The sequence below is a fragment of the Myxococcus sp. AB025B genome (assembly GCF_006518215.1).
Lineage (GTDB): Bacteria > Myxococcota > Myxococcia > Myxococcales > Myxococcaceae > Myxococcus > Myxococcus fulvus.
This window is the reverse complement of record NZ_SRLW01000255.1, coordinates 1-14,431: the sequence shown is the minus strand read 5'-3', so window position 1 is coordinate 14,431 and position 14,431 is coordinate 1. Positions and strand designations below refer to the sequence as shown.

The window sequence follows — 14,431 nt, the reverse complement described above, 5'->3', positions numbered from 1 at the left end:
GCCGAGGCCCCCGCCGCCCCCGTGGCCGAGGCTCCCGCCGCGGCGCCCGTCGTCGAGGAGGTCTCCGAGGAGGCCGTGCGCCGGCTGGGCGTGGAGCTGAAGAACCTGGACCGCGCCGTCCGCCCGCAGGACGACTTCTACCAGTTCGTCAACGGCACCTGGCTTAAGACCACGCCCATCCCCGCGGACCGCGCGCGCTACGGCACGTTCATCGAGCTGGCGGACAAGTCCGAGCTGGCGATGCGCGCCATCATCGAGGAGGCCGCCGCCGCGAAGGCGCGCCCCGCGGGCTCCACGCCGCAGAAGGTGGGCGACCTCTACAACAGCTTCATGGACACCGCGCGCATCGAGAAGCTGGGCCTGAAGCCCGTGGCTTCCGAGCTCTCGCGCGTCAAGGCGCTCAAGAGCAAGGCGGGCCTGCCGGAGCTGTTCGCGGAGATGCAGCGCAACGGCCTGCAGACGCCGTTCGTCATGTACGTGGGCCAGGACCAGAAGCAGGCCACGCGCTACATCGCGCAGGTCAGCCAGAGCGGCCTGGGGCTGCCGGACCGCGACTACTACACGAAGACGGAGCAGCGCTTCGTCGACATCCGCGCCGCGTACCTGACGTACATCGAGAAGCTGCTCACGCTGGCGGGTGAGAAGGACGCGAAGAAGGCGGCCGAGGACATCTTCGCGCTCGAGGCGAAGCTGGCCGAGAAGAGCTGGGACCGGGTGAAGAACCGGGACCGCGAGGCCACCTACAACCTGAAGACGGTCAAGGAGCTGGACGCGCTGACGCCCGGCTTCTCGTGGGCGCGCTTCCTGAAGGCCACCGGCGCGCAGAAGACGCCCGGCGTCATCGTCCGTCAGCCCGACTTCCTCCAGGCGCTGGCTCAGACGGTGGAGGCCACGCCGCTGCCCGTGCTCAAGCAGTACCTGACGTACAAGGTGCTGTCCGGCCGCGCGCCGATGTTGTCGTCCGCCTTCGAGCAGGCGTCCTTCGAGTTCTACGGCAAGACGCTGCAGGGCCTGCAGGAGAACCGCCCGCGTTGGAAGCGCGCGGTGACGACGGTGGAGGGCTCGCTGGGCGAGGCCGTGGGCCAGCTCTACGTGGAGCGGCACTTCTCTCCGGCCTCCAAGCAGCGCATGCAGGAGCTGGTGGCGAACCTGCGCGAGGCGTTCCGTCAGGGCATCGACGGGCTGGACTGGATGAGCGCCGAGACGAAGGCGCAGGCCCAGGCGAAGCTGTCCAAGTTCAACGTGAAGATCGGCTACCCGGACAAGTGGCGTGACTACTCGCGCCTGAAGATCGTCCCCGGGGAGCTGGTGGCCAACGTGCGCCGCAGCGAGGTGTTCGACCACGCGTACATGGTGAGCAAGCTGGGCAAGCCCATCGACCGTCAGGAGTGGGGCATGACGCCGCAGACGGTGAATGCCTACTACAGCTCCACGATGAACGAGATCGTCTTCCCGGCCGCCATCCTGCAGCCGCCGTTCTTCAACCCGGACGCGGACGACGCGACGAACTACGGCGCCATCGGCGCGGTCATCGGCCACGAGTTCAGCCACGGCTTCGACGACCAGGGCAGCCGCTCCGACGGTGACGGCAACCTGCGCAACTGGTGGACGGAGCAGGACCAGGCGGGCTTCAAGCAGCGCACGGCGGTGCTGGTGGAGCAGTACTCGGGCTTCAGCCCGCTGGAGGCCATGAAGGTCAACGGCGAGCTGACGCTGGGCGAGAACATCGGCGACCTGAGCGGCCTGGCGGTGGCGTACAAGGCCTACACGCTGTCGCTGCAGGGCAAGGAGGCGCCCTCCATCGCCGGCTTCACGGGGCCGCAGCGCTTCTTCCTCGGCTGGGGGCAGATCTGGCGCGGGCTGTACCGTGACGATGCGATGCGCCAGATGCTGCTGACGGATCCGCACTCGCCGCCGCAGTACCGCGTCAACGGCGTGCTGCGGAACATGACGGAGTTCTACGAGGCGTTCGGCGTGAAGGAAGGCGACGCCGCGTACCTCGCCCCCGAGAAGCGCGTGAAGATCTGGTAGTGCGCTCCCATGCCCCACGGTCCGACCTGGACGGTGGGGCGTGGACGTGAGGGCGTGCCGGGGCCGGGTGGACAGGGGCTCGCGGATGTTTAGGCTGGGGAACTCTCGTCCCCGAGGTCTCGCTCCGTGAGCCCCATCCTGCTTCGGCTCGTCTGTGGTCTGTTGTTCTCCGCGCTGCTGTTGGGCGCCGTGGTGCGTCCCCCGGAGAACCTCACGCAAGGGCTGGGCATGTTGCTGCCCGCCAGCATGCTGCTGGGCGTGGCCCTCAAGGGCCCCCGGCGCAACCTCATCCCGAAGAAGAAGGCCGCGCCGGTGTCGCCCTCGCTGCCGGACGTCTGACGTTGAACCCGCCAGACGCCGGCGCGATGTGACTCAGCCCTTCTTCGCCGTGGGCTTGTTGATGTTGGCGAAGAAGTCGTTGCCCTTGTCATCCACCACGATGAACGCCGGGAAGTCGACGACCTCGATCTTCCACACGGCCTCCATGCCCAGCTCCTCGTACTCGAGGACCTCCACCTTGGTGATGCAGTCCTTGGCCAGCCGCGCCGCGGGACCGCCGATGGAGCCCAGGTAGAAGCCGCCGTGCTTCTTGCACGCATCCGTCACGGCCTGCGAGCGGTTGCCCTTCGCCAACATCACGAAGCTGCCACCCTCCGCCTGGAACTGGTCCACGTACGCGTCCATGCGACCCGCCGTCGTCGGACCGAACGAACCGGACGCGTAGCCCTCCGGCGTCTTCGCCGGACCCGCGTAGTACACCATGCGGTCCTTCAGGTACTGCGGCATGCCCTCGCCGCGGTCCAGCCGCTCCTTGAGCTTCGCGTGCGCGATGTCGCGCGCCACCACCATCGGCCCCGACAGCGACAGGCGCGTCTTGATGGGGTAGCGCGACAGCTCCGCCCGCAGCTCGCTCATCGGCCGGTTCAGGTCCAGCTTCACCACCTCGCCGCCCAGGTCCGACTCCGTCGTCTCCGGCAGGTACTTCGCCGGGTCCGCCTCCAGTTGCTCCAGGTAGACGCCGTCCCGCGTGATCTTCCCCAGGATCTGCCGGTCCGCCGAGCACGACACCGCGATGGCCACCGGACACGAGGCGCCATGACGCGGCAGGCGGATGACCCGCACGTCGTGACAGAAGTACTTGCCGCCGAACTGCGCGCCGATGCCCATGCGCTGCGTCAGCTCCAGCACCTTCTGCTCCAGCTCCACGTCGCGGAAGCCCCGGCCCAGCGCGTTGCCCTCGGTGGGCAGCGTGTCCAGGTAGCGCGCGGAGGCGTACTTCGCCGTCTTCAGCGCGAACTCCGCGGACGTGCCGCCCACCACGATGGCCAGGTGGTACGGCGGACACGCCGCCGTGCCCAGCGAGCGGATCTTCGCGTCCAGGAACGCCAGCAGGCTCTGCGGGTTCAGGACCGCCTTGGTCTCCTGGTACAGGTAGCTCTTGTTCGCCGAGCCGCCACCCTTGGCCATGAACAGGAACTTGTAGGCGTCACCCGCCGTCGCGTAGAGCTCGATCTGCGCGGGCAGGTTGTTGCCGGTGTTGACCTCCTTGTACATGTCCAGCGGCGCCATCTGCGAGTAGCGCAGGTTGGACGTGCGGTACGTGTCGAACACGCCCCGGGAGATGGCCTCCTCGTCGCGCCCGTCCGTGAGGACGTGCTGGCCCTTCTTGCCCATCACGATGGCGGTGCCCGTGTCCTGGCAGGACGGCAGCACGCCACCGGCGGCGATGTTCGCGTTCTTCAGGAGCTCCAGCGCCACGAAGCGATCATTCGAGGACGCCTCGGGGTCCTTCAGGATGTTCGAGAGCTGGCCAAGGTGCCCGGGACGCAGCAGGTGGGCGATGTCGCGCATCGCCTCCCGCGTCAACAGGGAGATGGCCTCCGGTGCCACCTGGATGAAGGAACGCCCGGCGGCCTCGATGGGCGTGACGTAGTCCTTCGTGAGCAGGCGGTAGGGCGTCTCGTCCTTGCCCAGCGGAAGCATTTCCTGGAACTGAAAGTCGGTCATCTCACGGCCTTTTCGAGGAGTCTCCGGCGCCGAGGAGTAGCCCCCCGTGGCTCAGTCGTCCAGGGGTTCGAAGGAGGACTTCGGAGACATGCAATCCGGGCACATCCAGTCGTCCGGGAGGTCCTCAAAGGCCGTCCCCGGGGGGATGCCGGTGTCGGGGTCGCCCAGAGCGGGGTCATAGATGTGCTCGCACGCGGTGCAGCGGTAGCGCCTGGCCTTGGACATGGAGTGAGGATAGCGCGGTCTGGGAGGGGAGGGGGCCTGACGGTCGGCTGGTGGTCAGCTTGCCCGGCTGACAACTCGCGGAGGGCCCAGGTTGTGCGATGCTGTGGACCCCCGTGGCTTCCTCTTCCGTCCAAGCACTGTGGCTCGGCATCCTGGCTCTCGCGAGCGCCACGGCGCGCGCGGCCGAGCCCTCCTCCGTCGAGCAGCGCGCCCGCGAAGACCTGGACCGTCAGCTCCAGGCGCTGGTCAAGACGCCTCCGCCCGAAATCGTCATCACCTACGAGGGACTGCCCGGCGCCGGCGGCGCTCGGGCCTACAAGCTCCTCGAGGTGGACTTCATCCTCAATGGCCAGCCGCTGGCGGTCCCCGGGCTGGACGTCCTCAGTGGCCCTGGTGTCCACCGGCTCGCGGCGCTCAAGGTGGACGAGGGCTCGTACACGCTGGTGTCGCGCGTCACCTACACCAACAACGACGCGTGGAACCTCTTCAGCGAGGAGAGCGGCTTCCTCTGGAAGATGACGGCGTCCGTCACGTTCCAGGCGCAGAAGGGGCTGCGCATGAAGGTGCGGGTGCTCCCCGGCATCAACCCCACCGCGCCGGACCCCCGCCTCAAGCTGAAGCTCAACCATGACGTGTCGGCGGAGATGACCGCGCAGCTCGCGGACGCCTCGCTGGTGGAGGACGCGGGCCCGCCCGCCGTGGTGGCCCGGGCGCCGGTGACGTTGCCCCTGCCGCCTCCGCCGGTGACGCCGCCGCCCACGACCCAGCCGCTCGCGATGGCGCCGCCCCCCGTGGCGACGCCGGAGCTGGGGCCGGTGGCGCCGGGCAAGCTGCTGTTGAAGGTGCTGTCGGGCAAGAAGCCGGTGGAGGCCACGGCGTATGTCCGGGGCAAGGGCGCGCCGCGGCAGGTCATCCTCGAGAAGAGCGCGAAGAAGCCCGTGCCGGTGATGCTGCCGCCGGGTGAGTACACCGTGGACGTGCTCGCCAAGGGCTTCCTGGCCCAGACGCGTCAGGTGAAGGTGACCCGCGAGCGCGAGGCCACGGTGTCCTTCACGCTGACGAAGGCGCCGGCGAAGAAGACGGCGCAGGCCAGCGTGAAGAACGAGCGGGTGGAGCTGCCCAAGCCGCCGCGCTTCGCGGAGAAGCAGGCCGCGCCGCGCAAGGGGTCCACGGGCGACATCGCGCTGCTGGTGGACATGCTGGTGCGGGACGAGTCGCTGAAGCTGCGGCTGGAGGGGCACACGGACAACCGCGAGGCGCCCGCGACGGCTCGGCAGGCGCTCTCCGAGGCGCGGGCGAAGGCCCTGGCGGACGCGCTGGTGCGCGAGGGGCTGAATCCCACCCGCATCGAGACCGCGGGCCTGGGGGACACCCGTCCCAAGGCGCCCAACCTGATTCCTCGCGGCCGTGAGCTGAACCGCCGCGTGGACATCGTGCTGGTGCGCGGCAAGTAGCGCGGGCCGCGCCCGCGTCCTGGGATGGGCTAGTGTCTCCCTCGAAGGGGGGAGTCCATGCGTGCCATCTGCTTCACGGGAGTGCTGCTGCTAGGCGGTGCGGTCCTCGTCACGTCGTGCGCCGGAGCCGAGCCGGAGCAGACAGCGACGGTCTCCAGTCAGCGGCTCGAGGTGTACCGGGAGCCCGACTCGGAGGTGTACGTCGTCGAGGGTGACCTGGCCTTCGATGGCGCGTCGGCGCTCCGGGCGTACCTGGAGCGTTCGAATGGGCCGGGCCTCGTGGTGGGCTGTCCCGAGAGTGTCATCGTCAAGTGGACGCCCTCCGAGGCGCGCGATTTGCGCTACTGCGTCAGCACGGCGTTCGGTGCGAGGCACGCGGTGGTGGTGAACGCGCTGAACCAGGCGGCGGCCGCGTGGGAGGCGGCGGCCAACGTGGACTTCATCCACGCGTCCAGCTTCGACGGCGCGTGCACGGCCTCGCAGGCAGGGGTCATCTTCGATGTCCGTCCCGTCAACGGCGCGGCCTACTACGCGCGGGCGTTCTTCCCGAACGCGGCTCGCTCGGCGCGCAACGTCCTCATCGACACCACGGCCTTCGGCTCCATCGCGCCGTACACGCTGGCGGGCCTGCTGCGGCACGAGCTGGGACACGTGCTGGGCTTCCTGCACGAGCCGAGCGCCACGTGTCCGGGGCAGGCCAACACCTGCCCGCTGACGGACCCGGACCCGGCTTCGGTGATGCTCCATTGGGGGTGCGGACGACGCGCGGGCGACCTGACTCTGAGCAAGGCGGACGCCCAGGCTGCGGGCTTCTTGTACCCGTAGTCGTCAGCGGCCCGCGGCGCGCGGCTTCGGGGCGGGCGCCACGCGGTACTCGCCCGTCTTCGTGTCGATGCTCGTGCGCGGCACCCGCCGGCTCTCCTCGAACCCGGTATACGCGGGCGCGAGGCTCCGCCAGAGGGCGAGGAGCTTCGCGTCCGTCCCCGCCTGGGCCTCCAGCGCCGTCATCCCCGCCGCGTCGAGCCTGCGCGGGAAGATGTGGATGATCGGATCCCTCTTCGTGTGCGCGCGTGTGTCGAGGGCCATCAGGTACAGCTCCTCGATGGGGCCGTCCTCGATGGCGATGCACCCGATGCTCACGCAGTCCCCGTGCACGTAGATGTCGCCGCCGAGCGAGACACCGGGCGTCTTGTGGTGCTTGTCCGCCGGGTTCGGATAGCTGACCCGCATGGACAGGTGGTAGCTGCTCATCGGGTTGAAGAGGTCGATGGTGTAGAAGCCCTCGGGGACCTGCAGGTCTCCCTGCCTCCGCTTGGGGCCGAGCTCACCGGACGCGGCGCAGAAGGGATAGGTCCGCACCTTCACCAGGGGCCCGTCCTTCGGACCCGCCCAGACCTCCAGCTCGCGCTCGTGCTTGAAGGCCCGCACGTAGAGCTGCTCGGTGGGCCACGGGGTCTTCGCCGCGGCGAAGAGGGCCATGACGTCCTTCATGCGACCCTGGCGCGCCGTGGCGACGCGGTCCTTGGCCTGCGCGCCCAGCGCGAGGAGGACGCCCAGGAGGCTGACGATTCGGAAGAGGGAAGGGCTCATCGCGGCTTGGACACCGCGGGCCCCGCCATCGTTCCGGCGCTGACCGTCATGGCGCGTGACGCTCCCGGCGCAGGGGCCGCCAGCGGTACGCGCACTCGGTGAGATGGAGCACCGAGTCCAGCCGAGCGCCCGGGGCGAGCGGACCGTCCTCGAAGTACTCACAGTACAGCTCCACGGGCGTGCAGAAGCGCGCGTTCCACGGGGCACGGTCGATGGTGAGCACGTAGACGAAGTCGCCGGAGACACCGAGCGCGTCGTAGCACTCGACCAGGGGCTCGTGCAGGTCCTCCAATCCCGTCCACACGCTGCCGACGGGAGGCTCGGTCCTGGGGCGCGTGTCGAACACCGCCACCAGTCGACCCCCGGCGAAGCGCGCCTCCGGGTCCACCGCCAGGGTGAGCAGCTCGCCCTCGCGGGCCATCACCATCTGGGCCTCGCCGAACTCGTGGAAGCGGAACTCGTCCAGCGTGTTGCCCACCCGGCGCATCACCGGATCATTCGTCTCGCTGCGCACGAAGTAGCCGCCGCGCCGCCACTCGCCCCGCGCGTTGCGGTAGCGCACCGCGGCCCGGTAGCTCACCTGGTAGAAGCACACGCCGAGCAGCGGAGACACCCCCTGGGGGCGCATGTCGCGCAGCGAGGACATCAGCACCTGCACCCACGCCGTGCCTCGGTGCAGCTCGGGCACCAGGGGTGCCGGCAGGATGCGCGCCAGTCGCTCCGGGTCCACGGCGTAGTTGAGCGACACGGCCTCCACCCAGTGCGTCTGCACCTGCGTGAGCCAGGGCACCGACGGACACTCCTCCATGTCCGCAGAGCTGGGGCTCGGGTCCTGACTGGCCGCGAGCAGGCCCTCGGCATGTCTGAGCGCCTCGTGCCCGGAGGGCGTCGGTGTCCAGCGACGTCGCTCCTGTCGCACCAGCCCGGCGCCCGAGAGGGCTCGCAGCGCGGAGCCTGGATCCGCCACTCCCGCGAGCGAGAGGCGTGCATGGAGCTCCTGCTCGTCCAGCCCCCAGGGTTCGGTCGCGAGGGCCACCAGCGCGGCGAGCGACTCCGGCTTCATACCAGCCGCGCCTGGGGCCGCTGCGACGCGAGCCTGCGCAGTCGGGCCCGGTGCAGCGCGAGCCCGCCTCCGCACTGCACCACGAGCCACAGCCCCGCCAGCAGGCCGTAGGCGTGGTCCGGCAGGCGGGTCATCACCAGCGCCATGACCGCGAAGAAGGCGGCCACCGCGAACCAGACGCGGCCCATCAGCGCGCCCATCATCGAGAAGGCCGTGGCGAACAACACGCAGGACATGGCGGGCATGAACAGCCGGTCCAGGCCGAGCAGCCAGTTGCAGAGCGCCACCAGCACCATTCCGCCCACGAAGGTGCTCCAGATGGCCCAGATCTGCCGCTCGATGAACGAGCGCGCGCCCGCCGTCTGTCCGCGCTTGAGCAGGAAGATGGTGACGATGTTGAAGCCGAGCACCAGCGCCCAGAGCATCACGTAGGCCTCGGGTGTGCGGTGGCCTCCGGTCCACAGCCACTGCGTGCCGGCGAAGCCCGCGGCGTTGGTGAAGCCATGGAGCATCCAGATGACGCCCCAGTTCTGGAGGGCCGAGTCATCCCGTGCCTGGGAGACGACCCGGCGGATGAGCTCGAGGGCCTGGTTCGCTTCGTCGCGGTTCATCGTGGCGCGAAGTCTACGCGACCCGGCGCGGCGCGCGGAGGGGGGGCTCCCCGAGGAACGCCTCCACCTCTTCCAGCCGCGGGCACCTGGTGTCCGGGTGCGCTGTTGCGTGGCCAGGGCCTCCTCGAGGCGTCCCACGCCGCGTTGCGCGGTCCCGAGCGCGAGCAAGGCATCGAGGAGGACGTACGCGTCCTTGGCACCCCTCCAACGGGACGATGGCCTCCGCGTGGCGGCCCTGTCGGGTGAGCACCAGCCCGTGGGCGCGTGAGCTGGAGCACCTCGTCCGCGACCCTCCCGTCCACCCGGACCTCCCACCGACTCGCCGGGTCGGCTCGGGAATCCCGACCGCGGGGTGGGGAAGTGCTCGCGGGAGTGAGCGCGCGGCGTACCGGTGTGCAGGATGGACGGCGAGCGCAGCGGGCTCGCATCGGACCGTCATGCGATGGTGGGGGCTTGCCGCCCGTGTTACCTGCCCGCACCTCATGAAGACTCCGTCGCGACCGCTGTCGATGGCTCATTGGGTGCTCGTGTGCCTGTCATTGTCCGTGCCCGCTCGCTCCGAGGCCGCCTCGCCACCGCGCCCTGTCGCCCGTGACGTGGACAAGGGCCCGAAGGCGGGCACCGTCATCACGGGGACGCTCTCCGGGACGCTGACGGAGGCGGGCTCGCCCTACCAGGTCATCGGCGATGCGCAGGGCGTCGTCACGATTCCGAGGGGCCAGGTGCTCACGGTCCAGCCGGGCGTCGTCATCGACTTCAAGGGCCGCCCCGAGGTGACGCAGGCCGACGTGAACAGCTCCATCGACGACGTGATGAACTACCACAAGGGGCGCGTGGAGCTGCGCGTCTACGGCGGCATCCAGGTGCGCGGCACCGCGCAGAAGAAGGTCACCTTCACCTCCACCAATCCGTATGGCTGGTGGGGCATGAACTTCTACGGCCCCGGCTCCGTGGGCAACGGGCACCCCGTGTTCGAGCACATGGTCTTCGAGCGGGTGCGCAAGAACGACTACAACGGCGAGCGGGCTTGGACGCGCGCCGCGCTGTGGGCCTACTACCCGGGGCCGGTGACCATCCTGAACTCCCTGTTCCGCGACAACGAGTCCGCGGCCAAGTGCGGCGCGCTGGACCTCATGTTCACCAACGGCTCGCGCGTGGAGAACACCGTGTTCGAGAACAACCGCACGTTCGACATCGACCGCTTCGCGCAGCCGGGCACGTCGTCCATGGCGGGCGGCGGCGCGATGTGCGTCACCCACGGTCAGAACTCCGTGGTCCGCGGCAACACGTTCCGCGGCAACACCCTGGTGGCCTTCCGGGGCAGCCAGTGGAGCACCCTCGTCGTGCGCCCGTTCCTGACGTGGCCCAATCCGCAGGGCACCTATGACCTGGGAGGCGGCGGCGCGCTGCACTACTTCCAGCCGAACAACGACCTCATCGAGGACAACCTCTTCGAGCGCAACACCGTGACGCGAGGGCCTGGCGCGGCCATCTACCTGGAGGACCTGGGCACGCGCGCCGTCACGCTCCGCCGCAACCGCTTCCTCTACAACCAGGCGGGGATGGGGGGCGTCGTGGTCTGCAACCGGGGGAGCGGCGCGGTGGAGCTGGTGCTGGCGTCGGACAACGTCTTCACCGGCAACACGGTGAACGGCGCTCCGGCCCCCACCGTGACGGGGGACTGCACCGTCGGCTCCCAGTAGTCGGCGTGAATCCCACCTCGGCGCCGAGGGGGAGCGGGGTGGCCTCGAATAAATCGGGGCCAGGGGCGTCGGAAAGCCCAGAACACGCAAGCGAGCTTCGTGCTCCCGAGGACCCCTCCCCATGAACGCCTTCTCTTCCGCCCTGCTCGCTGGACTCCTCTTCGCCGGCAGCGCCCAGGCGCAGTTCCGTGCGAATCCGTCCGAGCGCGGCCAGAACCACCACGAGCAGCACGAGAACCGGCGCGAACTCAAGGATGACCGCCTGGACGTGGCGGAGCTGAAGTCGGTGCTCGGCCGCTTCGACCGGGCCTGGAGCCGCAACGACGAACGTGAGATGCGCGCCGTGGAGCTCCGCCTCCGTCAGCTGATGCGCATGGAGCTGCAGGAGAGCCGCGTCGAGCTGGCGTCGGCGCGCTCGGAGGCGAAGCGCAGTCAGCGCGAGGCCCGCGCGGAGGCCTGGGAGGTCCGGGACGATGCGGCCTGGGGCCGTCGCTCCGATGGGCGCCGCGACCTCCGGGATGACCGGCGCGATGCCCGCGACGACAAGCGGGACGTCAAGGCGGAGCTGGCCACCCTGCGCTCGCGGCAGGCCATCGCGAAGGACCTGGCGGAGCTGGAGGGCCGTCGGAGTGGCGGGGCCCTGCACCGCAAGCGCGACCTCATCCAGGAGCTCATCCGCCTGGGGGAGCGCGAGATTCGCGAGGGCTACCAGGAGGTGCGCGAGGACAAGGCGGAGCGTCGCGAGGACCGCCGTGAGCGCCGTGAGGACCGTCGCTGGTAGGCGTTTCGCTCGCCGGGTGACAGTTGCGCGGCTCCCTCCGACCTCCGCGCTTCCCGAAGGCTTGGGAGTCGGCGTTGACTGCCGGCCGTGGGAATCTGGTCGAAGAAGAGCCTGGCGAGGCTCCAGGGTGAAGACGGCGAGGGACAGCAGCTGCACCGTACCCTCAATGGGTTCCAGCTCACGTTGCTGGGCATCGGCGCCATCATCGGCGCCGGCATCTTCGTGGTGACGGGGACGGCGGCGGCGCAGCACTCGGGCCCGGCCATCGTCCTGTCCTTCGTGCTGGCGGGCTTCGGCTGTCTGCTCGCCGGGCTGTGCTACGCGGAGTTCGCCTCGATGATTCCGGTCGCGGGCAGCGCGTACACGTACGGCTACGCGACGCTGGGCGAGTTGGTGGCGTGGATCATCGGCTGGGACCTGATGCTGGAGTACCTCTTCGCGTCATCGGCGGTGGCGGTGGGGTGGTCCGGCTACTTCACCGCCTTCCTGCGCGACTACGTGGGCTGGGAGCTGCCCGCGGCCCTGGCCAACGCGCCCTTCGGGACGACGCCCGGCTCGCTCGTGCCGCACGCCACCGGGGCGCTCATCAACCTGCCGGCGGTGGTGCTGGTGGGCGTGCTCACCGCGCTGCTCGTCGTGGGCATCCACGAGTCCGCGCGCGTCAACAACATCATCGTCTTCGTGAAGGTGGCCATCGTCCTGCTGGTCATCGTCTTCGGCGCCTTCCACGTCGAGCGCGAGCACTGGACGCCCTTCATCCCGCCCAACCAAGGGGAGTTCGGTCAGTTCGGCTGGAGCGGGGTGCTGGCGGGCGCGGGCGTCATCTTCTTCGCGTACATCGGCTTCGACGCGGTCTCCACCGCCGCGCAGGAGACGAAGAACCCGAAGCGGGACTTGCCCATGGGCATCCTCGGCTCGCTGGTGGTGTGCACCGTGCTCTACGTCCTGATGGCGGGCGTGATGACGGGGCTGGCGCCGTACCACGAGCTGGATGTCGCCGAGCCCGTCTACGTGGCCATCTCCAAGGGCGGCCCCGCGCTGGCGTGGCTTCGTCCCATCGTCGGCCTGGGCGCCATCGCGGGCCTCGCGTCGGTGGTGTTGGTGATGTTGATGGGCCAGCCCCGCGTCTTCTACGCCATGGCGCGCGACGGTCTGCTGCCGGACTTCTTCGGCCGCATCCATCCGCGCTTCCGCACGCCCTACGTCTCCACGCTCATCACGGGCGTGGTGGCCATGGTGGTCGCGGGGCTGTTCCCCATCGGCCTGTTGGGGCACCTGGTGTCCATCGGCACGCTGTTCGCGTTCATGGTGGTCTGCGCCGGCATCCTGGTGCTGCGCTACACGCAGCCGGACCTGCCCCGGCCCTTCCGCACGCCGTTCGTCCCCGCGGTCCCCATCCTGGGCATCCTCACCTGCGGCGCGCTGATGCTGGGGTTGGGACTGGAGACGTGGCTGCGGCTGGTACTCTGGCTGGGCCTGGGCCTGGTCATCTACTTCGGCTACGGGCGGCGCCACTCACGCGTGGCCCGGGAGGAGGCGTCTCACACCCCTCCGCCCTGAGCCACCCGGCGGGCGGGGAGGCGAGCGTTGGCGTGGACGTCCGGGCTGCTGGCGAGGTGGCCAGAGTCAGGGGCGCCCGTTAGAAGAGGCCGCATGGGTTCTTCCAGACGGGATTGTGGGCCTTCGGGCGCGAGGCTCGAGAAGATGCGCGCCTCGCGGCGGTACGAGGATGGCCGGTTTCGCAACACCGCTCCCGTGGGGCCCGGCCTCCAGGGCAATCCGCTCCCGCTGCTGGGTGAGTACTTCTTCGGCGGCACCCAGCGCACGCCGCCCGGCATCCTCCCGCTGGACAGCCCGCTCGAGGCGTGGACCCGGCGGCCCGACTCCGGCCTGCGGGTGACGTGGCTGGGGCACAGCACGATGCTGCTGGAGCTGGACGGCGCGCGCATCCTCACGGACCCCGTCTTCGGCGAGCGCGCCTCGCTCATGTCCTTCGCGGGCCCTCGCCGCTTCCACCCGGTGCCGGTGTCGCTGGAGACACTCCCCGCGCTGGATGCGGTGCTGGTGTCACATGACCACTACGACCACCTGTGCCGCGCCACCATCACCGCGCTGGCGAAGCTGCGCGTCCCGTTCATCACCGCGCTGGGCGTGGGGATGCACCTGGAGGCCTATGGCGTGGCGCCGGAGCTCATCACCGAGCTGGACTGGTGGGAGAAGCACTCGGTGGGGCCGGTGACCTTCACGGCCACGCCCTCGCAGCACTTCTCGGGACGGGGGCTGGCGGACCGGAACCGGACGCTGTGGGCGTCGTGGGTGCTGGAGGGAGAGCGTCATCGGCTCTTCTTCAGTGGCGACACGGGGCTGACAGAGGAGTTCCGCGAGGTGGGCCGGCTGCATGGCCCGTTCGACCTGGTGATGCTGGAGGTCGGCGCGTTCCATCCGAGCTGGGGTGGCATCCACCTGGGGCCGGAGAACGCGCTCAAGGTCCACGACATGCTGGGCGGTGGACGGCTGATGCCGGTGCACTGGGGCACCTTCAACCTGGCGCTGCACGCGTGGGACGAGCCCGCGGAGACGCTCGTCCGGCTGGCCTCGGAGCAGCAGGTGCGCTTGTTCACGCCCCGGTTGGGGGCCGCGAGCGAGCCCACGCGCGTCGAGGCGGTGACGCCCTGGTGGCGCGAGGTTTCTTCCCCGGCGCTGGCCCCGCGTCCCGTGCTGGGCGGGTAGGCGGCCGTGCTGGCGGGTGATAGCCCCGGGCTATCACCCTCATCCAAACGATGTCTTGGAACGGGGCATGCGCGATGGGCATCTTTCCATGCAAGGTGGAAGGAGCCTTGACGATGCCTCTCATCGCGCTCGCGGGTGTTGGTTCAGGTGCGCTGCACGCGCTGGCGGGACCAGACCATCTGCTGAGCCTCGCGCCGCTGTCCGTCGGACGGCGTCAGGGGGCCTGGCGGGTGGGG

13 protein-coding genes are annotated in these 14,431 nt (G+C 69.8%); 8 read left to right on the top strand and 5 right to left on the bottom strand.

What is annotated here, in order from left to right; translation table 11 throughout:
- On the top strand, positions 1-2,031 hold a 2,031-nt coding region (locus tag FL311_RS32240), incomplete at its 5' end, for a M13 family metallopeptidase (RefSeq protein WP_141331261.1).
- Between the two features lie 126 nt (positions 2,032-2,157).
- Positions 2,158-2,370, top strand: coding sequence for a hypothetical protein (locus FL311_RS32235; RefSeq protein WP_141331259.1), 213 nt, complete (start codon positions 2,158-2,160; stop codon positions 2,368-2,370).
- Between the two features lie 33 nt (positions 2,371-2,403).
- Here FL311_RS32235 and FL311_RS32230 read toward each other — a convergent pair whose 3' ends face one another.
- Positions 2,404-4,038, bottom strand: a complete 1,635-nt coding sequence (locus FL311_RS32230) for a fumarate hydratase (RefSeq protein ID WP_141331257.1) — start codon at positions 4,036-4,038, stop codon at positions 2,404-2,406.
- Between the two features lie 51 nt (positions 4,039-4,089).
- Positions 4,090-4,263: a rubredoxin gene (rd, locus tag FL311_RS32225; protein ID WP_063789776.1), complete on the bottom strand. Its 174-nt coding sequence runs from the start codon at positions 4,261-4,263 to the stop codon at positions 4,090-4,092.
- A 113-nt stretch (positions 4,264-4,376) separates the two neighbouring features.
- On the opposite strand from rd, the gene FL311_RS32220 reads away from it, so the two are divergent.
- Positions 4,377-5,717 carry an OmpA family protein gene (locus FL311_RS32220; protein WP_228557220.1) on the top strand — a complete coding sequence of 447 codons (1,341 nt, stop codon included), beginning with the start codon at positions 4,377-4,379 and terminating at the stop codon, positions 5,715-5,717.
- A 57-nt stretch (positions 5,718-5,774) separates the two neighbouring features.
- Positions 5,775-6,542 carry a hypothetical protein gene (locus FL311_RS32215; protein WP_141331254.1) on the top strand — a complete coding sequence of 256 codons (768 nt, stop codon included), beginning with the start codon at positions 5,775-5,777 and terminating at the stop codon, positions 6,540-6,542.
- Between the two features lie 3 nt (positions 6,543-6,545).
- Here FL311_RS32215 and FL311_RS32210 read toward each other — a convergent pair whose 3' ends face one another.
- The 3 genes from FL311_RS32210 to FL311_RS32200 are packed head-to-tail and all read right to left on the bottom strand — an operon-like array spanning position 6,546 to position 8,981.
- Positions 6,546-7,307, bottom strand: coding sequence for a murein L,D-transpeptidase family protein (locus FL311_RS32210; protein WP_141331252.1), 762 nt, complete (start codon positions 7,305-7,307; stop codon positions 6,546-6,548).
- Between the two features lie 46 nt (positions 7,308-7,353).
- On the bottom strand, positions 7,354-8,370 hold the full coding sequence (locus FL311_RS32205) for a DUF2071 domain-containing protein (protein WP_141331250.1): 1,017 nt from the start codon (positions 8,368-8,370) through the stop codon (positions 7,354-7,356).
- Positions 8,367-8,981 carry a hypothetical protein gene (locus FL311_RS32200; protein ID WP_141331248.1) on the bottom strand — a complete coding sequence of 205 codons (615 nt, stop codon included), beginning with the start codon at positions 8,979-8,981 and terminating at the stop codon, positions 8,367-8,369. Before FL311_RS32200 ends, FL311_RS32205 begins: the two co-directional genes overlap by 4 nt.
- Positions 8,982-9,463: 482 nt before the next feature.
- Here FL311_RS32200 and FL311_RS32195 point away from each other — a divergent pair, with 482 nt between their 5' ends.
- From FL311_RS32195 to FL311_RS32180, 4 genes are all read left to right on the top strand, one after another.
- Positions 9,464-10,684 (top strand): right-handed parallel beta-helix repeat-containing protein, encoded by a 1,221-nt coding sequence (locus tag FL311_RS32195; protein WP_228557219.1) that lies wholly within the window; start codon positions 9,464-9,466, stop codon positions 10,682-10,684.
- A 121-nt stretch (positions 10,685-10,805) separates the two neighbouring features.
- Positions 10,806-11,465, top strand: a complete 660-nt coding sequence (locus tag FL311_RS32190) for a hypothetical protein (protein ID WP_141331244.1) — start codon at positions 10,806-10,808, stop codon at positions 11,463-11,465.
- 87 nt (positions 11,466-11,552) lie between these two features.
- Positions 11,553-13,025, top strand: coding sequence for an amino acid permease (locus tag FL311_RS32185; RefSeq protein WP_141331242.1), 1,473 nt, complete (start codon positions 11,553-11,555; stop codon positions 13,023-13,025).
- Between the two features lie 93 nt (positions 13,026-13,118).
- Positions 13,119-14,195, top strand: coding sequence for an MBL fold metallo-hydrolase (locus FL311_RS32180; protein WP_141331240.1), 1,077 nt, complete (start codon positions 13,119-13,121; stop codon positions 14,193-14,195).
- Positions 14,196-14,431: the final 236 nt, after the last annotated feature.

Bases quoted from the DNA above. Each gene is read 5' to 3' on its own strand.
- FL311_RS32230 (WP_141331257.1), bottom strand. From the start codon at position 4,038: ATGACCGACTTTCAGTTCCAGGAAATGCTTCCGCTGGGCAAGGACGAG.
- rd (WP_063789776.1), bottom strand. From the start codon at position 4,263: ATGTCCAAGGCCAGGCGCTACCGCTGCACCGCGTGCGAGCACATCTAT.
- FL311_RS32215 (WP_141331254.1), top strand. From the start codon at position 5,775: ATGCGTGCCATCTGCTTCACGGGAGTGCTGCTGCTAGGCGGTGCGGTC.
- FL311_RS32210 (WP_141331252.1), bottom strand. From the start codon at position 7,307: ATGAGCCCTTCCCTCTTCCGAATCGTCAGCCTCCTGGGCGTCCTCCTC.
- FL311_RS32205 (WP_141331250.1), bottom strand. From the start codon at position 8,370: ATGAAGCCGGAGTCGCTCGCCGCGCTGGTGGCCCTCGCGACCGAACCC.
- FL311_RS32200 (WP_141331248.1), bottom strand. From the start codon at position 8,981: ATGAACCGCGACGAAGCGAACCAGGCCCTCGAGCTCATCCGCCGGGTC.
- FL311_RS32195 (WP_228557219.1), top strand. From the start codon at position 9,464: ATGAAGACTCCGTCGCGACCGCTGTCGATGGCTCATTGGGTGCTCGTG.
- FL311_RS32190 (WP_141331244.1), top strand. From the start codon at position 10,806: ATGAACGCCTTCTCTTCCGCCCTGCTCGCTGGACTCCTCTTCGCCGGC.
- FL311_RS32180 (WP_141331240.1), top strand. From the start codon at position 13,119: ATGGGTTCTTCCAGACGGGATTGTGGGCCTTCGGGCGCGAGGCTCGAG.